The 18,724-nt window shown below is 69.6% G+C and carries 19 protein-coding genes; 12 read left to right on the top strand and 7 right to left on the bottom strand.

Annotated features, from left to right (window positions below):
- The first annotated feature begins 19 nt into the window (after positions 1 to 19).
- From cbiQ to IMZ11_RS31505, 6 genes are all read left to right on the top strand, one after another.
- Positions 20 to 784: a cobalt ECF transporter T component CbiQ gene (gene cbiQ / locus IMZ11_RS31480; RefSeq protein ID WP_228646057.1), complete on the top strand. Its 765-nt coding sequence runs from the start codon at positions 20 to 22 to the stop codon at positions 782 to 784.
- Positions 781 to 1,530, top strand: a complete 750-nt coding sequence (locus IMZ11_RS31485; RefSeq protein WP_228646058.1) for an energy-coupling factor ABC transporter ATP-binding protein — start codon at positions 781 to 783, stop codon at positions 1,528 to 1,530. Before cbiQ ends, IMZ11_RS31485 begins: the two co-directional genes overlap by 4 nt.
- A gap of 65 nt (positions 1,531 to 1,595) precedes the next feature.
- On the top strand, positions 1,596 to 1,940 hold the full coding sequence (locus IMZ11_RS31490) for an STAS domain-containing protein (RefSeq protein WP_061253169.1): 345 nt from the start codon (positions 1,596 to 1,598) through the stop codon (positions 1,938 to 1,940).
- 33 nt (positions 1,941 to 1,973) lie between these two features.
- Positions 1,974 to 2,753 carry an SDR family NAD(P)-dependent oxidoreductase gene (locus IMZ11_RS31495; protein ID WP_061253170.1) on the top strand — a complete coding sequence of 260 codons (780 nt, stop codon included), beginning with the start codon at positions 1,974 to 1,976 and terminating at the stop codon, positions 2,751 to 2,753.
- A 15-nt stretch (positions 2,754 to 2,768) separates the two neighbouring features.
- A complete protein-coding gene (locus IMZ11_RS31500) occupies positions 2,769 to 3,533 on the top strand; it encodes a crotonase/enoyl-CoA hydratase family protein (protein WP_228646059.1) in 765 nt (254 codons plus the stop codon).
- Positions 3,534 to 3,681: 148 nt separating this feature from the next.
- Positions 3,682 to 4,311 (top strand): rhomboid family intramembrane serine protease, encoded by a 630-nt coding sequence (locus IMZ11_RS31505; protein ID WP_061253172.1) that lies wholly within the window; start codon positions 3,682 to 3,684, stop codon positions 4,309 to 4,311.
- 252 nt (positions 4,312 to 4,563) lie between these two features.
- Here IMZ11_RS31505 and IMZ11_RS31510 read toward each other — a convergent pair whose 3' ends face one another.
- Positions 4,564 to 5,118: a TIGR00645 family protein gene (locus tag IMZ11_RS31510; protein WP_061253173.1), complete on the bottom strand. Its 555-nt coding sequence runs from the start codon at positions 5,116 to 5,118 to the stop codon at positions 4,564 to 4,566.
- A gap of 266 nt (positions 5,119 to 5,384) precedes the next feature.
- Positions 5,385 to 6,497 carry a phosphoserine transaminase gene (gene serC, locus IMZ11_RS31515; RefSeq protein WP_228646060.1) on the bottom strand — a complete coding sequence of 371 codons (1,113 nt, stop codon included), beginning with the start codon at positions 6,495 to 6,497 and terminating at the stop codon, positions 5,385 to 5,387.
- A gap of 125 nt (positions 6,498 to 6,622) precedes the next feature.
- Here serC and IMZ11_RS31520 point away from each other — a divergent pair, with 125 nt between their 5' ends.
- Positions 6,623 to 9,310 carry an ABC transporter substrate-binding protein gene (locus tag IMZ11_RS31520; protein WP_228646061.1) on the top strand — a complete coding sequence of 896 codons (2,688 nt, stop codon included), beginning with the start codon at positions 6,623 to 6,625 and terminating at the stop codon, positions 9,308 to 9,310.
- A 106-nt stretch (positions 9,311 to 9,416) separates the two neighbouring features.
- Here the strand turns inward: IMZ11_RS31520 and IMZ11_RS31525 are convergent, their stop codons facing one another.
- A complete protein-coding gene (locus IMZ11_RS31525; protein ID WP_228646062.1) occupies positions 9,417 to 10,523 on the bottom strand; it encodes a citrate synthase 2 in 1,107 nt (368 codons plus the stop codon).
- A gap of 168 nt (positions 10,524 to 10,691) precedes the next feature.
- Here IMZ11_RS31525 and pdxH point away from each other — a divergent pair, with 168 nt between their 5' ends.
- Positions 10,692 to 11,336, top strand: coding sequence for a pyridoxamine 5'-phosphate oxidase (gene pdxH / locus IMZ11_RS31530; protein WP_228646063.1), 645 nt, complete (start codon positions 10,692 to 10,694; stop codon positions 11,334 to 11,336).
- A 23-nt stretch (positions 11,337 to 11,359) separates the two neighbouring features.
- Here pdxH and IMZ11_RS31535 read toward each other — a convergent pair whose 3' ends face one another.
- Positions 11,360 to 11,971 (bottom strand): UdgX family uracil-DNA binding protein, encoded by a 612-nt coding sequence (locus tag IMZ11_RS31535; RefSeq protein WP_228646064.1) that lies wholly within the window; start codon positions 11,969 to 11,971, stop codon positions 11,360 to 11,362.
- A 77-nt stretch (positions 11,972 to 12,048) separates the two neighbouring features.
- Here IMZ11_RS31535 and IMZ11_RS31540 point away from each other — a divergent pair, with 77 nt between their 5' ends.
- The 4 genes from IMZ11_RS31540 (at position 12,049) to IMZ11_RS31555 (ending at position 16,176) form a co-directional block, all read left to right on the top strand.
- The gene (locus IMZ11_RS31540; protein WP_228646065.1) at positions 12,049 to 12,753 is read left to right on the top strand and encodes a metal-dependent transcriptional regulator; all 705 of its coding nucleotides are present in this window, start codon (positions 12,049 to 12,051) and stop codon (positions 12,751 to 12,753) included.
- Positions 12,754 to 12,873: 120 nt separating this feature from the next.
- The gene (locus IMZ11_RS31545) at positions 12,874 to 15,099 is read left to right on the top strand and encodes a SpoIIE family protein phosphatase (RefSeq protein ID WP_228646066.1); all 2,226 of its coding nucleotides are present in this window, start codon (positions 12,874 to 12,876) and stop codon (positions 15,097 to 15,099) included.
- Between the two features lie 43 nt (positions 15,100 to 15,142).
- On the top strand, positions 15,143 to 15,919 hold the full coding sequence (locus IMZ11_RS31550) for an alpha/beta fold hydrolase (RefSeq protein ID WP_061253180.1): 777 nt from the start codon (positions 15,143 to 15,145) through the stop codon (positions 15,917 to 15,919).
- A gap of 95 nt (positions 15,920 to 16,014) precedes the next feature.
- Positions 16,015 to 16,176 carry a hypothetical protein gene (locus tag IMZ11_RS31555; protein ID WP_228646067.1) on the top strand — a complete coding sequence of 54 codons (162 nt, stop codon included), beginning with the start codon at positions 16,015 to 16,017 and terminating at the stop codon, positions 16,174 to 16,176.
- Positions 16,177 to 16,224: 48 nt separating this feature from the next.
- Here the strand turns inward: IMZ11_RS31555 and IMZ11_RS31560 are convergent, their stop codons facing one another.
- The 3 genes from IMZ11_RS31560 to IMZ11_RS31570 all read right to left on the bottom strand — a co-directional run bounded on the left by IMZ11_RS31560 (position 16,225) and on the right by IMZ11_RS31570 (position 18,692).
- On the bottom strand, positions 16,225 to 17,370 hold the full coding sequence (locus IMZ11_RS31560) for an acyl-CoA dehydrogenase family protein (RefSeq protein WP_228646068.1): 1,146 nt from the start codon (positions 17,368 to 17,370) through the stop codon (positions 16,225 to 16,227).
- Between the two features lie 174 nt (positions 17,371 to 17,544).
- Positions 17,545 to 17,916, bottom strand: a complete 372-nt coding sequence (locus IMZ11_RS31565; protein WP_228646069.1) for a DUF1801 domain-containing protein — start codon at positions 17,914 to 17,916, stop codon at positions 17,545 to 17,547.
- Between the two features lie 71 nt (positions 17,917 to 17,987).
- The gene (locus tag IMZ11_RS31570) at positions 17,988 to 18,692 is read right to left on the bottom strand and encodes a DUF998 domain-containing protein (RefSeq protein WP_228646070.1); all 705 of its coding nucleotides are present in this window, start codon (positions 18,690 to 18,692) and stop codon (positions 17,988 to 17,990) included.
- Positions 18,693 to 18,724 lie beyond the last annotated feature (32 nt).

The raw sequence follows: 18,724 nt of genomic DNA on the forward strand, positions 1-18,724 counted from the left end.
CGTCGCGGCCGGAACGGCCATGAGCGCGGGCCATCACCACCAGCTCTACCGCCCCGGCGACACGGTGGTGCACCGGTTGCCGCCGCAGTGCAAGCTGCTGGCGGCGGCCGGGTTCGCCGTGGCCGTGGTCGCCACGCCGAGGGAGAGCTTCTGGGCCTTCGGCGTGTACGCGCTCCTGCTGGCGGCCGTCGCGGCGGCGGGGCGGGTGCCGCCGGGCTTCGTACTGCGCCGCATGGTGATCGAGGTGCCGTTCGTGCTGTTCGCGGTCGCCATCCCGATCATCGGGCTGGGCGAGCGGGTCGAGGTCCTCGGCATGTCGCTCAGCGAGCAGGGCCTGTGGGCGGCGTGGAACATCCTGGCCAAGGCCACCCTCGGAGTGATCGCGTCGATCCTCCTCGCGGCCACCACCGAGCCGCGGATGATGCTGCTCGGCGCGCAGCGGCTGCGGCTGCCCCAGCTCCTGGTGCAGATCGCCATGTTCATGCTGCGCTACATGGACGTGATCATGGACGAGATGCGCCGTATGCGGGTCGCCCGCGAGTCGCGCGGGTTCGTGGCCAAGGACGTGCGGCAGGTCCCCGTGCTGGCCAAATCGGCCGGCGCGTTGTTCATCCGCTCCTACGAGCGGGGCGAGCGGGTGCACCTCGCGATGCTGAGCCGCGGGTATACCGGAGAGATGCCGATGATCCGTGACCTGTCGGCATCGCTTCGGCAGTGGGGCACCGCGGGACTGCTCCCCGGTCTCGCCGCCGTGACGGCCGTACTCTCCTGGAGCCTTTCTTGACGACTTACCCCGTTTCCTCGCTCGAGGTCAGCGGCCTGGCCTACGCGTACCCGGACGGCACCCAGGCGCTGTTCGGGGTGGACCTCTCGATCGGGAGGGGAGAGCGGGTGGCCCTGCTCGGGCCCAACGGCGCGGGCAAGACGACCCTGGTCATGCATCTCAACGGCATCCTGACCGCCGGGCACGGCTCGGTTCACGTGGCCGGGCTCGCCGTGCGCGCGGACACGATGAAGGAGATCCGCCGCCGGGTGGGGCTGGTCTTCCAGGATCCGGACGACCAGCTCTTCATGCCGACCGTACGCGAGGACGTCGCCTTCGGCCCGGCCAACCTGGGGATGCGCGGCGCGGAGCTCGACCGGCGGGTGCGCGACGCGCTCGAACGGGTCGGCATGCTCGACGCGATCGACCGGCCGCCGCACCACCTCTCGTTCGGCCAGCGCAGGCGGGTGGCGGTCGCCACCGTGCTCGCGATGGAGCCGGAGATCCTGGTGTTGGACGAGCCCTCGTCCAACCTCGATCCGGCCGCGCGCCGCGAACTCGCCGAGATCCTGAAAAATCTTGATGTGACGGTGCTGATGGTCACGCATGACCTTCCGTACGCGCTGGAGCTGTGCGAGCGGTCGCTCATCCTGTCCGGCGGCGTGATCGCCGCCGACGGTCCCACACCGGCGCTGCTGTCCGATCAGGATCTGCTCGCCGCCCACCGGCTCGAATTGCCGTACGGCTTCGCGGTTCCAGCCGTTTAGATCGGGTTCGTGAACTTCACCGTCGGTGATGTCGAAGTAAAGTGGCCTCGCTGAGGAGGTCCATCATGAAGCTGCGGCTCGCGCGTCGATCGCTCTCCGGCGCCGTCGTCGTGGCGGTGACCGGAGAGCTCGACCTGTTCACCGCGCCGATACTGCGCGATGAGGTACGCGACGCGATCATGCAGGACGGCCCGACCCTCGTCCTGGACCTCGCGGCCCTGTCCTTCATGGACTCCAGCGGGCTGAGCGTGCTGATCGAGGCGTGGCGCCTCGCCACGAGCGAGGGCGGGGGCGTCTGCCTCGCCGCGCCGCAGCCGCCGGTGGCCCGCATCCTGCGCACGACCGGCCTCGATCGCCGGATGAAGGTCTATCCGGATGTGGACACCGCGATTTTGACCCACCCTGAGTAGAACTTCATTCGGTTGTCGCGTTAAGGTCCGGCTATGGATCTCAACGGAGCAGCAGCAATCATCTCGGGCGGTGCCAGCGGCCTCGGTGAGGCGACGGCACGCGAGCTGGCAGCCGTCGGCGCGACAGTGGTCATCGCCGACCTCAACACGGAGCGGGGCAAGGCGATCGCCGACGAGCTCGGCGGCGTCTTCGTGCAGACGGACGTGTCCGACGAGGCGTCGGTGCAGGCGGCGGTCGACGCCGCGGTCGCCACCGGAAAGCCGCTGCGCGCCGTGATCAACAGTGCCGGTATCGGCTGGGCGTCCCGCACCGTCGGCCGTGACGGCGCCCCGCACGACCTCGCGTCCTACCGCAAGGTCATCGACATCAACCTGATCGGCACCTTCAACCTCATGCGCATCGGCGCGGCGGCCATGGCCAAGACGGAGCCGGCGGACGCCGACGGCGCGCGCGGCGTGGTCATCAACACCTCCTCGGTCGCGGGCATCGAGGGCCAGACCGGCCAGGTGGCCTACTCCGCGTCCAAGGGCGGCATCATCGGCATGACCCTCCCGGCCGCCCGCGACCTCGCCGCGATCGGCGTCCGCGTGCTCACGATCTGCCCCGGCATCATCGACACACCGATCTACGGCAAGATCGGCGACAAGAACGCCGAGGAGTTCAAGGCCAAGTTGGCCGCGCCCGTGCCGTTCCCCAAGCGCCTGGGCCGAGCCTCGGAGTTCGCCCACCTCGTGCGCAGCCTCGTCGAGAACGACTACATGAACGGCGAGGTCATCCGCTTCGACGGCGGCATCCGATTCCAGCCCAAGTAACCGAGGTGAGGTCACGTGTCTGACGAGGTTCTCGTAGAGGTCGACGGCGCGGTCGCCGTCGTCACGATCAACCGCCCCAAGGCCAGGAACGCGATCAACGGTCCGGTGGCCCGCGGTATCGCCGCCGCGATGGACGAACTGGACGAGCGTACGGACATCTCGGCGATCGTGCTCACCGGGGCGGGCGGCACGTTCTGCGCGGGCATGGACCTGAAGGGCTTCCTCACCGGGGACATGCCGGTCGTCGCGGGCCGCGGCTTCGGCGGGCTCACCGAGAACCCCCCGAAGAAGCCCCTGATCGCGGCCGTCGAAGGCTACGCCCTGGCCGGTGGGTTCGAGCTGGTGCTCTCGTGTGACGTCGTCGTCGCGTCCGAGGAGTCCAAGTTCGGGCTGCCCGAGCCCAAGCGCGGCCTCGTCGCCGCAGCCGGTGGGATCATGCGGCTGCCCCGGCGCATCCCGTACCACGTCGCCATGGAGATCGCCCTGACCGGTGATCACTACCCGGCGGCCAGGCTGTACGAGCTGGGCCTGGTCAACCGGGTCACCCCGGCGGGCGAGGCACTCGCCGGCGCGCTGGAGCTCGCCCGTACGATCGCGGCCAACGCCCCTCTCGCGCTCGCCGCGACGAAGAGGGTCGTCGTCGAGTCGGCCGACTGGTCGAGCGGCGAGATGTTCGCGAAGCAGGGCGAGATCGTCAACCCGGTCCTAGGCTCGGCGGACGCCATGGAGGGCGCCGCCGCGTTCGCGGAGAAGCGCTCGCCCAACTGGACGGGCGCCTGACCTGCTCTCCCCGCCCTCGCGATGATCGCCGGGGGCGGGGAGCATCTCGCGCCGGACGCGCGGACCGTTCCCCCTATCCCGCCCGTTCCGGCCGTCCCGGCCGCGGACCCGATCCGCACACGCGGCCGGGACTGCGTACCGTGAAGAGATGAACGACTCCGGCGCACCGGTTCCCCCTACCGGCCGGTCGACCCGCGATCGCGTGGTCGGCCTCCTGAGTGGCGCTCTCGGCAGCGCGATCGTCATGACCGTCCTCGTCTCCGCCATGTGGGCGGTCGAGGTCGTGGACTACATCGAGGACGGCGCCCTCGACCGGTACGGCATCCTCGCGCACGATCCCGACGGTCTGCCCGGCATCCTGTTCGCCCCGTTCCTGCACGACGGGTTCGGCCACCTGATGGCCAACTCGGTGCCCCTGCTCATTCTGGGCTTCATCGCCGCGATCCGCGGCATCGGCAGGTTCCTGGGGGCGAGCCTCATCATCATCCTGGTCAGCGGCGCCGGGGTCTGGCTGACCAGCCCGCCGGGCACGCTGACGGTCGGAGCGAGCGGCCTCGTCTTCGGCTACTTCGGGTACGTGGTCGCGCGGGGGTTGTTCGACCGGCGCGCCCTGGACATCCTCCTCGGGGTCGTCGTCGCCGGGCTGTACTACTCGATCCTGTGGGGAGCCCTGCCCGGCGAGTCCGGGATCTCCTGGCAGGGCCACCTGTTCGGCCTCATCGGCGGCGTCGTCGCGGCCTGGCTGCTCCGCCGTCGTGCCGTACGGGAAGGCGCCTGACCGCGCCGCCCTTCCCGTACTGAGAGGTATGGCAGGAGCAGGTACGGCACGGATGCCGGGTCGTCGCGCGCGGTTCGCCCCTGAGCGCCTGACAGCCCCCAGGAGCCCCGGGCGCTCGCGTACTCACCCAAAGGTGGGGGGTGAGGTGCGGAGCCCGCTGCGTCGTTCCTGGCTCGCGGGCACGGTGTTCAGCCGGGCGTTCAGCCGGGCGTTCAGGCGGGCGCGGTGTTCAGGCGCGGACCTGGGCGTGGGTCAGTCGTGCGCGCGGTCGCCGGCGGACGAGTTGAGCATGCGGTCGATGAGGGCCAGCCCGATCGCGGACACGATGAACACCAGGTGGATCAGCGTCTGCCACAACATGGTGTCGGTGCTCATGTCGCGGGCCCTGATGAACGTCTGCAGCAGGTGTATGGACGAGATGCCGATGATCGCGGTGGCGAGCTTGACCTTGAGCACGTTCGCGTTGACGTGGGACAGCCACTCGGGCTCGTCGGGGTGCCCGTCGAGGTTGATCCTTGACACGAAGGTCTCGTAGCCGCCCACGATCACCATGATGAGCAGGTTGGAGATCATCACGACGTCGATGAGCCCGAGGACGCTGAGCATCACGGACTGCTCGACGTTCATGCCGCTGGCGGAGAAGTCACCGGTGACCAGGTGCCACAGCTCGACCATGAACTGCCAGACGTAGACCCCCTGGGCCACGATCAGCCCGAGATAGAGGGGCACCTGCAGCCACCTGCTGGCGAACATCACATAGCCCAGGCTGCGCTGCCGTGCCCGCAGATCCCCCGAGGTCGAACTCACCGTTGCTCCTGTCAGAAGTCGTCCGTCGCGGGAGAAACTTTACGGAGGGCGGGCGACTTCTTTGGCACGCGGGTTCGGCGTCCGCGAGCCGGTTTCGGTGTCCGCGGCGCGGGTTCGGCCGTTCGCGGCGCGGGTTCGACCCCCCGAGGGGGTGCGCGGACGCGACCGGGCCGGTACGCATGCGCGTACCGGCCCGGTGTCGGCGTCCGATCAGTGCCGGATCGAGTGCCGGATCAGCACCGATCGGCGTCGGATCGGTCTCGGAATCAGAGGCGCTCGACCACGTAGTCGACGCAGCCGGTCAGCGCCTCGATGTCGGCCGGGTCGATGGCCGGGAACATCGCGATGCGCAGCTGGTTGCGGCCGAGCTTGCGGTAGGGCTCGGTGTCCACGATGCCGTTCGCGCGCAGCGCCTTGGCCACGGCCGCGGCGTCGATCGAGTCGTCGAAGTCGATCGTGCCGACGACGTTGGACCGCTGGGCGGGGTCCGCCACGAACGGCGTGGTGTAGGAGGTCTTCTCCGCCCAGTTGTAGAGCCGGGAGGCCGAGTCGGCCGTACGCGCCGTGGTCCAGGCCAGGCCGCCCTGGGAGTTCATCCACTCGATCTGCTCGGCCAGCAGGAACAGGGTGGCGAGGGCCGGGGTGTTGTACGTCTGGTTCTTCGTGGAGTTGTCGATCGCGACCGGCAGGCTGAAGAACTCGGGGACGTAGCGCCCGGAGGCGGTGATCTCCTCGACCCGGGCCAGGGCCGCGGGCGAGAACAGGCCGATCCACAGGCCGCCGTCGGAGGCGAAGCTCTTCTGCGGCGCGAAGTAGTAGACGTCGAACTCCTCGGCGGACACGGGCAGGCCGCCGGCGCCGCTCGTCGCGTCGACCAGGACCAGCGACTCGTCGTTCGCCACGCGCTTGATCGGCATGGCCACGCCGGTCGAGGTCTCGTTGTGGGTGAGCGCGTAGACGTCCACGCCCTCCTCGGCGACGGCCACGGGGTGGCTGCCCACCTCGGACTTGATCACCGTCGGGTCGCCCAGCCAGGGCGCCTTCGTGACGACCGACGCGAACTTGGACGAGAACTCGCCGAACTGCAGGTGCTGCGACTTCTCGCGCACCAGGCCGAAGGCGGCGATGTCCCAGAACGCGGTGGTGCCGCCGTTGCCGAGGACGACCTCGTACCCCTCAGGAAGGGAGAACAGCTCGGACAGGCCCGCGCGCACCCGGCCGACCATGTCCTTGACCGGCTTCTGGCGGTGGGACGTGCCCATGATGCTCGCGCCGGCTCCGGCGAGAGCCGAGAGCTGCTCGGGGCGTACCTTCGAGGGCCCGCAGCCGAAACGGCCGTCGGCGGGCTTGATGTCAGCGGGAATCACGATGTCAGCCACGCATCCAGCGTAGTGAGCCGCGGCGATGGTCTAGACCCAGGTCCGGATTGTGAGACATCATGGTGTGCCAAAACCATTGATCATGCACTGAGCCGAATCAGCGTTTCCGTCCGGGAGACAACCGCGTGGCCGATCCGCATGGTGCCATCGAGGAACTCGTTCGCAGGCCGTGGTTCTGGCGGGCAGATCAGCCCCTCCCCATCGTCTTCGTCGCCGGGCGGGACGGCGTCGCCTTCGAGGTCGCCGGACGGCTCGCCGCGCCGTTCCAGGACGTCCTCCCGCACGCGTCCGTGGAGTCCGGTGAGTACGGCACGCTTCGCGAGCTCGTCTCGGGCCTGGCCGGGGAACAGGGGCAGCTCGGCAAGCCGGTGGCCGGATCCTTCCTGCCCCCGCCGCGGTTCCCGCTCGTCCAGTTCGTCCTGTGGGCCAGGCGCCAGCGCGACGAGCGCCCCTCGGACGATGACGACAGCGGCGGCGGCGCGCGGGACGCGGGTGGCGGGACCGGCAGGCGGTGGCCGCCCGACCCGCACTCGCGCAGGGGCCAGGACGAGTTCAAGGAGCGGGTCAAGGGCTGGCGCAGGGGCCGGTACGGCGGCGACCGGGGACGCAGGACCTCCGCGGACTTCATCGGCCGGGCGGCCACCACCTGGGTTCCCCTGGGAACGCTCGCGGTGTGGCTGGCCGGAGGCGCGTCCGACCTGGTGGGCCTGATCCCGTGGGCGCTCGGCATCCTCGTGGCCCTATCCGGAACGGCGCTCCAGGCGGTGCTGTCGATCAGGGGATCGTTCTTCAACGGGTGGTTCAGGCGGCAGCCGTACCTGACGAGACGGCGTTTCGAACGGCTCCCGAGGTACGCCCTCCGGCTGGCGAACGCGACCGACGACGAGATCGATCATCTGCTGGTCCACGCCCTCTGCCAGGACCTCCGGCAGGCATACCAGAAGTGGATCATCCCCTGGCCGAGCTGGGGCCGTGGGCTGTACGGCATGGTGGTCCTGGAGGCGCGGAGCTCCGGCGAGGCCACCGAGAGGTTCCTGCGGATCCTGGAGGAGACCACCGAGGAGACCGGACTGCTGGCCCCGATCCTGGTCCTGGCCGCGGTCCCCGACGAGCTGAAGGACGAGCGGCGACGGACCGTCTCCGCCGATCTCGCCCGGCTCCCGGCGCTGGTCGACGGCTGGCGGAGGACGGTGCGGCGGCGGGTGCCCCGCCTGCGACTGGTGGTCGAGGCGGGCGGTCCGCTCCCGGACGCCGATCACCGGCCTCGGCTGCTGGGGAGCAGGTTGCGGGCGATCGGCTACTGGTCGGTGGTCGCGCTGCTGCTCGTCGGCCCCGCCGCCTGGGCCGTGGAGAACCAGCGCGACCAGCAGGCGCACTGCGGCGGCCTGGCCTGGGCCGAGCGGATCGACGGCGAGTGCGTGGGCGTCGTCAACGCCGAGGGGGCCGCGCCCGGGGACCTGTTCGACGGCGAGGTCACGAAGCTGATCGCGAAGATCGACAAGAACAACGCCTCCGCGGGGGACTCCGGTTCCTACGTCAGCGTGGTCCTCTTCGGCGAGTACTCCATCAGGGACACCGGGTCGGAGGACAGCAGGCGGGCGGGCGCGCTCGCGGAACTGACGGCCGTCGAGGAGTACCAGCGCACGGTCTCCAGCACTCCGCGGCTCCAGGTGCTGATCGCGAACTCCGGCGACAACCTCCGCCAGGGCCGGCGCGGCGCCGAGCTGATCAAGGACATGGCCGCCCGTGATCCCCACGTGGTGGGGGTGGTCGGTTTCCCCCGGAGCGTGGCGGGCGTCGAGCAGGCCATCCAGGTGCTGCACGAGGCGAAGATCCCCATGGTCGGGACCACCGGGACCGCGGACCGCCTCGGCTACATCAGGGACGGCTCGATCAACGGGGACACGGGCTATCCGTCCCCGTACTACTTCCACCTGGGCCCGACGAACTTCCGCGAGGCCACCCTCGCCGCGCGGTTCGCCCGCCGTACGCTCCTGAGCGGCGTGACGTCGCCGTCGGCCGTGGTCGTCCAGGACGGTTCGCCCGGTGACCAGTACACCAACAACCTGGCCGAGGACCTCGTCACCGCCCTCGGGACGGAGAAGGTCGGAGTCCGCGCCCGCATCTACTACAGCGTGGACGGAGGAGGCATCTCCAAGGCGGCTCTGGACGCCTGCCGCCGCCGTCCCGACGTCTACCTCTACGCGGGGCGGGCCCCGGAGTTCCTCGACTTCCTGAGGGCTCTGGAGGGCAAGGCGTGCGGGACGGACACAGTGCGGGTCATCGCGAGCGACGACGTCATCAAGGTCGTCGCCGACCACGGCGACCAGATCACGAGCCTTCGGCGGGTCGAGGTCTACCACGCGACGCTGGCCGGCCGGGAACTGTGGCGCCAGAGCGGTGCCACGCCCACCGCGTTCGTGTACGGGCTGCTGAAGGGCGGCCATCCGAAGGCGTCCGACGACAACCTGATCATCACGTACGACGCCGTCAGCGTGGTCTATCAGGCGGCGAACCGGGCCTACCGGGCCGGAGGGCTGCCCAGCAAGGGAGACATCCTCTACGAGCTCGTCCTCACCTCGCGGGTCGCCGCGTGGAACGGGTCGAGCGGCGTGATCGACTTCGTCGACACCGAGAGGCACGACCCGGCGAACAAGGTCGTCGCCATCATGAAGGTGACCGACTCCGGGCAGGGACACTCGGTGCCGATGGTCAGGTGCGGGCTGCTCGACATGGACGAGCGGCTCGTCGCGAACCCGCTCTGCGCGGACCTCCCCGACGCGCCCCCGAGCGAGCAGACCGGCCGTCCCTGAGCACGGCGCCCGCGGGAACGGCGGGAAGGGCCGGGAAAGCGAAACGGCCCGCACCTGACGTGCGGGCCGATTCAGGGGATGGCCGGCGACCGCCGGCGACGTGCGGTCAGACCTTGCCGACGACCTCGGCCGCGCCGGGGACGTCGTTGATCGAACGCTGGGCCGGGCCCACATAGTTGGCGCTGGGGCGGACCAGCCTGCCCGTGCGCTTCTGCTCGAGGATGTGCGCGGCCCATCCGGCGGTGCGCGCGCAGGTGAACATCGAGGTGAACATGTGGGCGGGGACCTGGGCGAAGTCGAGGATGACCGCGGCCCAGTACTCCACGTTGGTGGCGAGCACCCGGTCGGGCTTGCGGGCGTGCAGCTCCTCCAGGGCGGCCGTCTCCAGCGCGGCGGCGACCTCGTAGCGCGGCGCGTTCAGCTCCTTGGCCGTACGGCGCAGCACCCGGGCGCGGGGGTCCTCCGCACGGTAGACGCGGTGGCCGAAGCCCATCAGCCGCTGGCCCTTGTCCAGCTCGGCCTGGACGTACTTCTTGGCGTCGCCGACCTGCTCGACGCCCTCGATCATGTGCAGCACGCGGGCGGGGGCGCCACCGTGCAGCGGGCCGGACATGGCGCCGACCGCGCCCGACAGGGCGGCGGCGACGTCAGCGCCGGTGGAGGCGATGACGCGCGCGGTGAACGTGGAGGCGTTCATCCCGTGCTCGGCGGCGGAGGTCCAGTACGCGTCGATGGCCTTGACGTGCTTGGGATCGGGCTCACCGCGCCAGCGGATCATGAACCGCTCGACGATGCTCTCGGCCTCGTCGACACGCTTCTGGGGAACCATCGGCAGCCCGAGGCCGCGGGCGGACTGGGCCACGAACGACAGCGCGGTCACCGAGGCGCGGGCGAGGTCGTCGCGCGCCTGGTCGTCGTCGATGTCGAGCAGCGGGCGGAAGCCGTAGGCAGGAGCGAGCATGGCCAGCGCGCTCTGTACGTCGACACGGATGTCGCCGGAATGGACAGGAACGGGGTACGGCTCCGCCGGAGGGAGTCCGGGCTGGAACGTGTTGTCGACGAGCAGGCCCCAGACATGTCCGTACGACACGCGGCCCACGAGTTCTTCGATGTCGACGCCCCGGTAGCGAAGGGCGCCCCCTTCTTTGTCCGGTTCCGCGATCTCGGTCTCGAAAGCCACCACACCTTCGAGTCCGGGTTTGAAGTCGGACACTTCGGCCGCCTCCCTCTCTTGAAGTCAAAAGCCTTGATGTCGAGATACCGGCGGGTCAATTTAACCCGCAGGGTTCCAGTGGGTTCCCGCCGGTCCCTACGAAACGCCGTTGTCCCTGGTAGGGGGCAATGTGGGCGTCCTCCGTCAAGCGCGCAACAATACCGTTCCGTGGACACCGCTTCCCATCTGCCCGGTCTCCGGCACAGCTACGAGGGTGAGCCCCTGCTCGAATCCGGCCTCGCCGACGACCCCGTGACCCAGTTCGCGGTGTGGTTCGGCGACGCGCTGGAAGCCGGGCTGCCCGAACCCAACGCCATGATCGTCGCGACCAGCTCGGCCGGCGGCCGCCCGTCCGCGCGTACGGTCCTCCTCAAGGGCTTCGACGAGCGCGGCTTCGTCTTCTTCACCAACTACGAGTCGCGCAAGGGCCGGGACCTCGGCGAGAACCCCCGGGCCTGCCTGCTCTTCCCGTGGCATCCCATCCGCCGCCAGGTCCGCGTCGAGGGCCGGGTCGTACGGGTGTCCCGCGAGGACTCCACCGCCTACTTCCGGTCCCGTCCGTACGGCTCCCGCATCGCGGCGTGGGCCTCGCGCCAGTCCGCGGTGGTGAGGTCACGGGACGAATTGGACGAGAGGTTCGCCGCGCTGGCCGATCGCTGGCCCGAGGACCCGCCGACTCCCGACTTCTGGGGCGGTTTCCGGGTGATCCCGGCGGAGATGGAGTTCTGGCAGGGGCAGACCGACCGGATGCACGACCGGCTGCGCTATCGGCGGGCCGGTGACTCGTGGGTCCTGGAGCGGCTGGCGCCCTGACCCCGGCGTGCCGCCGTACGGCGTCAGGGTAGTGCGGCGGCGACCCTGAGATCGGAGAGGAAACCGGTGTAGGCGGTGTCCCTGTCCGGGGCACGCAGGATCGCCGACGGGTGCACGGTCGCGACGTAGAAGCTGCCCTCCGCCCGGGGGAGGACCTGGCCGCGCTGCCGGGTCACCGTGAAGGACGGCCCGAGCAGCGCACGCCCGGCCGTGGCGCCGAGGATCACCGTCACCGCCGGATCGACCAGGCGCATCTCGGCGTCGAGCCACGGATGGCACGCGTCGATCTCCGCCGCGGTGGGCTTCTGGTGGATCCGGCGCTTGCCCCTCGGCTGGAACTTGAAGTGCTTGACGGCGTTTGTCACGTAGACGGCGTCACGATCGATGCCGGCCTCCTCCAGGGCCCGGTCGAGCACGCGGCCCGCGGGCCCCACGAACGGGGCGCCCTGGCGGTCCTCCTGATCTCCCGGTTCCTCGCCCACGAGCATGAAACGCGCGTCGGGGACGCCGTCACCGAAGACCGTCTGCGTGGCGTTCAGATAGAGGTCACAGCCCTCGCAGCGGCGGGCGGCCTCGCGGAGCGCGGGCAGGCTGATCTCCTCTGGAAGAAATCGTTCCGCACCGATGTTTGCCATCCCATGTCGCTTCCCCAATAGGGTCGGCTGCGAACACATCGGAAGCTCGTAGCATCGATTACAGGACGGGAGGAACGTTGACCGCACACGGCCTGATCGATACCACCGAGATGTACCTCCGGACGATCTTCGAGCTCGAGGAGGAGGGCATCGTTCCGCTGCGCGCCCGCATCGCGGAGCGGCTGCAGCAGAGTGGCCCCACCGTCAGCCAGACGGTCGCGCGCATGGAGCGTGACGGTCTTGTCAAGGTGGAGGGTGATCGGCATCTGAGCATGACCGATCTCGGGCGCACCCTGGCCATCCGGGTCATGCGCAAGCACCGGCTCGCCGAGTGCCTGCTGACCCAGGTGATCGGGCTGCCCTGGGAAGAGGTCCACATCGAGGCGTGCCGCTGGGAGCACGTGATGTCGGAGTCGGTGGAGACGCGCCTGGTCGGACTCCTTGACAACCCGACCACGTGTCCTCATGGAAATCCCATCCCCGGGCTCGGGGAGCTCGGCGTGGACGAGTCCGCCTCGGTCATGGAAGAGCGGATCATCTCCATGATCGATCTGGCGGGGCCCCGGGAGATACCCGTTGTAGTGCGTCGAATTAGCGAACAAGTGCAAAGTGATCCCGCCGTGATGCTTAAACTCAAGCAAGTTGGGATACAACCCGGACGCGAGGTGACGCTCGCGGCGAGCGATGACGGTGTACGGGTGACGGGTGACGGTGAAGCGGACAGCAACCTTGCGGAACTTCCGCGCGACGTCGCCGCGCACGTCTTCGTCACGAGACGATGACCGAAAGCGTTCGTTGAGTCCCAGCAGGGAGCCCCTCCTCTCCCGTCAGAACCCAGCCTCTGTTCAGGCAGGAGCGCCAGTGGTCCGCTTTGCGAACACCCGCCCCCAAGGGGTGATCGGATGAAACGTTGGGGGGACCTCTCGCAGGACAGCGCCGACCATCTCACCGCCGGTTCCGTGCTGGACCAGGCCGAGATGGCGGTCGTCGTCACCGATCGGTTCAGCAACGTCCTCTACTGGAATCCGTTCGCCGAGCGGTTGTTCGGCAGGCCGGGCGGCGAGGAGGGGAAGGAGTCGCTCCTCTCCCTCGGGATCACCGAGAAGGATCACCCGCTGACCGCCGAGCTCGCCAAGAGCGTGCTGAAGGGCGGCGTCTGGGAAGGCACCTTCGACATCGTCCGGGCCGACGGCACGATGATCTACGTGCGAGCCCAGGCCGTTCCGCTCCGGCATCCGTCCGGCTCGGTCACCGGTGTCGTCATCACCGCGCGCGAGGCCATGCGCAGCAACGAGCGCGAGAAGGACCGGTTCGGCCTCCTCGAGCGCATCGGCGAGCGGCTGGCCGGCTCCCTGTACGTCGAGGAGACGCTCAACCGGGTCGCGGAGATGCTGGTCCCGCAGTTCGCGGACCACTGCTTCATCGAGCTGGTCGAGGGCGACCGGCTGATCCGCAAGGTCTCCACCCACGTCAACGGCTGGGCGCCGCCCCCGGAGTCGTGGCTGCCCGTCGGCGGCGAGATCAGGTACCCCTCCGGCCACTACGCCGACTCGGCGCTGCGCCGCCAGGAGACCATCCTCATCGAGGACTTCTCGCAGGTCAGCTATCCCGCGCCGAGCGAGGCGTCGGCCCGCATCTGCGGCGAGATCGGGATGACCTCCGCCATCGTGGCGCCGCTGTGCGTCCGTGGCGAGACGCTCGGCCTGATGTACCTCGGCCTGTCGAACCTCACCGACAGGCGCTCGCCCCACTACGACACGTTCGACCGTGACTTCGTCGGCGCGATCGCCACCAGGGTGGCGCTGGCCGTCGACAACGCCCTCCTGTTCGAGGAGGAGCGGCATACCGCCGAGTCCTTCCAGAAGCACCTGCTGCCGCGTGAGCTGCCCTCGCTCGACGGGCTGGAGATCGCGGTCCGCTACTACCCGGCGGCTCCGCTCGCGTCGCACGGCCAGGGCATCCAGACCCAGGTCGGCGGCGACTGGTACGACGTGATCCCGCTGTCCGCCGGCCGGGTCGGCATCGTCATCGGCGACGTCGAGGGGCGCGGGGCCAAGGCCGCCGCCGTCATGGGGCAGCTCCGGGCCGCGCTGCGCGCCTTCGCGCAGGACGACAAGCCGCCCGCCGACATTCTCGCCCGCCTCGACGAGTGGACCAGGATCGTCGCCGCTCCGGAGCGCGACGACTTCGGCGAGGACATCACCAACCCGCCGATCGTCACCTGCCAGTACCTCGTCTACGACGCCTGGTCCCGGCAGCTCTCCTTCGCCAACGCCGGTCACGCGCCGCCGCTGCTGATCGTCGACGGCAACGTGACCGAGCTGGACATCACCGAGGTGGGCCAGCCGCTCGGCGTCCACGCCAAGGGCGTGCACGCTGACCTGGTCTACAAGGAGGAGACCCGCGTCCTCCCGCCGGGCGCGGCTCTGCTGCTCTACACCGACGGCCTGGTCGACCGGCGGCCCGTCCGCGATTCCGAGGAACCGCCGCCGAGCGAGGACGAGACGCTGCGGATCCTCTGCGACAAGGTCGCGAAGATCGCCAGGGACACGGTCGAGCGCATCGCCGACGCGGCGACGGTCGCCATTCCCGGTGAGATCGACGACGACATGGCGATCCTGGTGATCCGCTCGGTCGGCGCCGAGCTGCAGTTCGAGGAGCAGACGTTCCCCGCCCAGCCGATCATGGTGGGTGAGGCGCGTCGCATGGCGTCCGTCGCGTTCGAGCGCTGGCAGGTCCCCGAGGAGCGCGCCGAACTCGCCTGCCTGCTGGTCTCCGAGGTCGTCACCAACGTGGTCCTGCACGCGGCCAGCGCCAGCGTGCCGCGTCGTGACCTGATCATGGACGGCCCGCCGTTGCCGTTCGACGAGTCGTGGGACGTGCCGGGCTTCGAGGACGAGGTCGTCAGCGACAAGGAGTTCACGCTCCGGCTGCGCCGTGGCGAGGAGTCCGTCTGGGTCGAGGTGTTCGACCAGGACCTGCGGCTCCCCCGCATCCGCAGCGCCGGCGAGAACGACGAGGGCGGCCGTGGCCTCTATCTCGTCGACCAGCTCGCCAAGCGCTGGGGGTCCCGCCCGACCAGGGAGGGCAAGGCGGTCTGGTTCGAGATTCCGGTGGGCGGCCGCTGAGCCATCCTGTACGGCCCGGCCCCCGGGTGCTTGACTCGCAGATATGGAGTTGACATACGAACGCCGGGGGACGGGGCCGCCCCTCGTCCTGCTGCACGGAATCGGTCATCACTGGCAGGCATGGTCGCCCGTCATGGACCTGCTGGCCGAACGGCACGATGTGATCGCGGTGGACTTTCCCGGGTTCGGGGCCTCGCCGCCGTTCCCGCCGGAAACGCCGTACAACGCGGAGACGGCCGCCTTCGCGATCGAGGAGTTCTGGGATCGGCTCGGCCTCTCGCAGCCGCATGTGGCAGGCAACTCGCTGGGCGGTTATGTGGCGCTCGACATGGCCTCCCGTGGTGTCGTCCGTTCGGCCGTCGCGTTCTCGCCCGCCGGATTCTGGTCCAGGAGCGAGTGCCTCTACGCGCGTACGGCGTTGCGTGCCCTGCGGAAGGCGGCGACCGCCACGTCCGAGGGGACGGCCGCCGCGTTGATGTCGTCCGCCGTGGGACGCAGGGCCTCCCTGGGACTGCTCGTGGCCAACCCCGACGGGATGGCTGACGAGGAGGTGCTGCTGGGCACCCAGGCGCTGCGGAACTCGGCCGGGTTCGACGAGATGCTGGAGTCGTTCGCGTGGATGGCCCCTCCCGCGCCCCCGAAGGTGCCGATCACGATCGCCTGGGGTGATCATGACCGGCTCCTGCCGCGGCGCCAGGCCGTACGCGCGGGGCGTTGGGCGCAGCAGCGCGTCAAGCTGCTCGCGGGCTGTGGTCATGTGCCGATGAGCGACGACCCTTCGCTGGTCGCCCGGATCATCCTGGAGACCACGAGCGGCTGACCGGTGCCGCGGCCCGATGCGCACGCGGCCTCGTCGGCCTCGCAGTACGGCCATCGCGCCCGCGCTCGCGGAGAAACCACCGCATACTGGTCGACATGGACGCCGGACTCATCCTGCTGGTCTTCCTGGCCTTCCTGTTCGCGTGGTTGCTCAACCGGGTGCGCAGGTTCTTCCGGCTCGGTGCGATCGGATACGCGGGCGTGATGATCGTGTTCGTGATCGCGATGCTGCTCATCTGGGGCCAGACTCTCCGCTGACCGCCATGAGCCGGCTTCGCCCCGTGAGCCGCCTTCCCCGAGGTGCGGCTAGAAGCCGAAGGAACGGCCGATGATCTCCTTCATGATCTCGGTCGTGCCGCCGTAGATCGTCTGGACGCGGCTGTCGAGCCACGCCTTGGCGACCGGGTACTCCGTCATGTAGCCGTAGCCGCCGTGGAGTTGCAGGCACCGGTCGATGACCTTGTTCTGCAGCTCGGTGGTCCACCATTTGGCCTTCGCCGCGTCCACGACCGAGAGTTCGCGGCGGTTCAGCGTGGTGACGCACTTGTCCACGTAGTGCCGGGCGATCTCGACCTCGGTGGCCAGCTCCGCCAGCACGAAGCGGGTGTTCTGGAAGGAGCCGAGGTTCCGGCCGAACGCCGTCCGGTTCTTGCAGTACTCGATCGTCGTCTCAAGGACGGCCTCCGCCGAGGCGACCGCGGCGACGGCGATGGACAGGCGCTCCTGCGGCAGGTTGTTCATGAGCTGGATGAAGCCCTGCCCGTCGGCGTCGCCGAGGCGGTTGGCGACCGGAACCCGGACGCCGTCGAAGAACAGTTCGGCGGTGTCCTGCGCGTGCATGCCGATCTTTTCGAGGTTGCGGCCCCGGGTGAAGCCCTCCATGCCGCGTTCGACCACGAGCAGTGTGGTGCCGCGGGCTCCGGCCGCCGGGTCCGTCTTGGTCACGACCACGACGAGGTCGGCGTTGATGCCGTTGGTGATGAACGTCTTCTGGCCGTTGACCACGTAGTGGTCGCCCTCGCGTACGGCGGTGGTGCGGATGCCCTGCAGGTCGCTGCCCGCGCCGGGCTCGGTCATGGCGACCGCCGTGATCAGCTCGCCGGACGCGAAGCCGGGCAGCCAGCGGAGCTTCTGCTCGTTGTTCGTCAGATCGACGAAGTACGGTGCCATGACGTCGTTGTGGAGGGAGAAGCCGAGCCCGCTCGCGCCGATCCTGATGATCTCCTCGACGACGACGGCGTTGTAGCGGAAGTCGGTGATCCCGGCTCCGCCGTACTCCTCGGGGACGGAGAAGCCGAACATGCCGAGCTCTCCGGCCTTCTTCCAGACCTCTCGCGGGACGATGCCGTCCTTCTCCCACTGGGGGTGATGAGGCGCCACCTCGCGGACCAGGAACTCACGGACGGTCTCACGGAAGAGAAGGTGCTCTTCCTCGAAGAGGTCGCGCTGCATCGGACACGCCTTCCGGGCCGGGGACATCTCGCCCGGCCAGAATACGATTCTGTTACTCATAGGTACACCGTCCTGGCCCCGTTTTCGGGTCGGCCGAACACGCGCACGCAGAGCGCCGGGTGAACGATCTCCTCGTTCATCCGGCGCGCTCCTGCTTCCGCGGTGTCGTTCGGGTCAGTCGCCCGTCGCCCCTTCGAGGTCCCGCGCCTGGTCCAGCCAGGTGGTGAACAGGTCGGCGTCGACGTCGGACAGGGCGCGGAGCTTCACGCTCGCCATCGCCCGTGCGCCGGGTTCGAGGCGGCCGGACGGGTCGGTGATCTCCCGCCCCCGCCAGAATCCGAAGGTCACGTAGCTGGAGTAGGCCTTGATGTAGCAGACCGGGGACTTGCCCGGGGCCGGGCCGAGGCTCCACACCGGGTGCCCGTGCCAGACCGCACCGGTCCCCGGCAGCGCCTTCTCGATGAGCGGCAGGAGTTCGTCGGTGATCTGGCGCTGGGACTCGGGGAGGGAGGCGAGGTAGTCCTCGATGGTGGCGAACGCGGTCATGTCGATGTCCGTGCTTCCTGTGAGATGGGTTCGGGCCTGGGGGTGTGGGGTGTGCCCCGGTATGGGGAGGTTCAGAGGCCGCGGCGGTAGCGGACGGCGACCGTCGAGACCCAGAGCATCGCGGGGATGACGCCGACGGCCAGGGTCAGCGAGCCGGCCGTGCCGCCGCTCATCGCCCAGCCGTCGCCGAGCAGGAGCGCGGTGCCGGCGACGCGGGAGGCGACGGCGTGGCCGCGGTTCCCGGTGCGGCCGAAGTGGCGGCCCAGGACGTAGCAGGCGGCGATCAAGGAGATGAAGGCGATCGAGCCGGCGGCCATGTGGCCGTAGCTGTGCCAGGTGAGCGCCTCGGGCATCCCGTAGGGAGTGCCGGAGGGGAAGCCGTCGGCCGGATCCATGACGAAGATCCCCGCAGCGATCATGCCGATGCCGTAGAGCGTGACCAGCCGTGGTGCCCACCTGCCTCCGGGGGTGCCGTGCAGCGCGCGGCGCAGGCCGACCGCTCCGGCGACGGTCAGAACGCCGGAGACCAGGAAGTTGGTGATCTGCAGCCAGCCGAGGGAGCCGTTGCTCAGCGCGCTCAACGGGTGCCGCGTCAGGTCGAAGCCCTCGCGGGTGGCGGCCTGGGCCAGGGAGACGACCACCCACAGCGGCGCCGCGACGGCCGCGCACGTGAGCAGGGAGCGGGTCGATGCGGCCGTGGAGGAGGCCGTGGTGGTGGTTGCGGTGGCGCTGGCGGCGGCGGAGGTGGGGGTGGCGGGTGTCTGGATGGCGGTCATGGCCGGTGCCTCTCTCGGGTTCGTCTTCGGTT

The organism is Microtetraspora sp. AC03309 (genome assembly GCF_020826795.1).
Taxonomy (GTDB): domain Bacteria; phylum Actinomycetota; class Actinomycetes; order Streptosporangiales; family Streptosporangiaceae; genus Microtetraspora; species Microtetraspora glauca.

Bases quoted from the DNA above. Each gene is read 5' to 3' on its own strand.
- cbiQ (WP_228646057.1), top strand. From the start codon at position 20: ATGAGCGCGGGCCATCACCACCAGCTCTACCGCCCCGGCGACACGGTG.
- IMZ11_RS31490 (WP_061253169.1), top strand. From the start codon at position 1,596: ATGAAGCTGCGGCTCGCGCGTCGATCGCTCTCCGGCGCCGTCGTCGTG.
- IMZ11_RS31495 (WP_061253170.1), top strand. From the start codon at position 1,974: ATGGATCTCAACGGAGCAGCAGCAATCATCTCGGGCGGTGCCAGCGGC.
- IMZ11_RS31505 (WP_061253172.1), top strand. From the start codon at position 3,682: ATGAACGACTCCGGCGCACCGGTTCCCCCTACCGGCCGGTCGACCCGC.
- IMZ11_RS31535 (WP_228646064.1), bottom strand. From the start codon at position 11,971: ATGGCAAACATCGGTGCGGAACGATTTCTTCCAGAGGAGATCAGCCTG.
- IMZ11_RS31545 (WP_228646066.1), top strand. From the start codon at position 12,874: ATGAAACGTTGGGGGGACCTCTCGCAGGACAGCGCCGACCATCTCACC.
- IMZ11_RS31550 (WP_061253180.1), top strand. From the start codon at position 15,143: ATGGAGTTGACATACGAACGCCGGGGGACGGGGCCGCCCCTCGTCCTG.
- IMZ11_RS31555 (WP_228646067.1), top strand. From the start codon at position 16,015: ATGGACGCCGGACTCATCCTGCTGGTCTTCCTGGCCTTCCTGTTCGCG.
- IMZ11_RS31560 (WP_228646068.1), bottom strand. From the start codon at position 17,370: ATGCAGCGCGACCTCTTCGAGGAAGAGCACCTTCTCTTCCGTGAGACC.
- IMZ11_RS31565 (WP_228646069.1), bottom strand. From the start codon at position 17,916: ATGACCGCGTTCGCCACCATCGAGGACTACCTCGCCTCCCTCCCCGAG.
- IMZ11_RS31570 (WP_228646070.1), bottom strand. From the start codon at position 18,692: ATGACCGCCATCCAGACACCCGCCACCCCCACCTCCGCCGCCGCCAGC.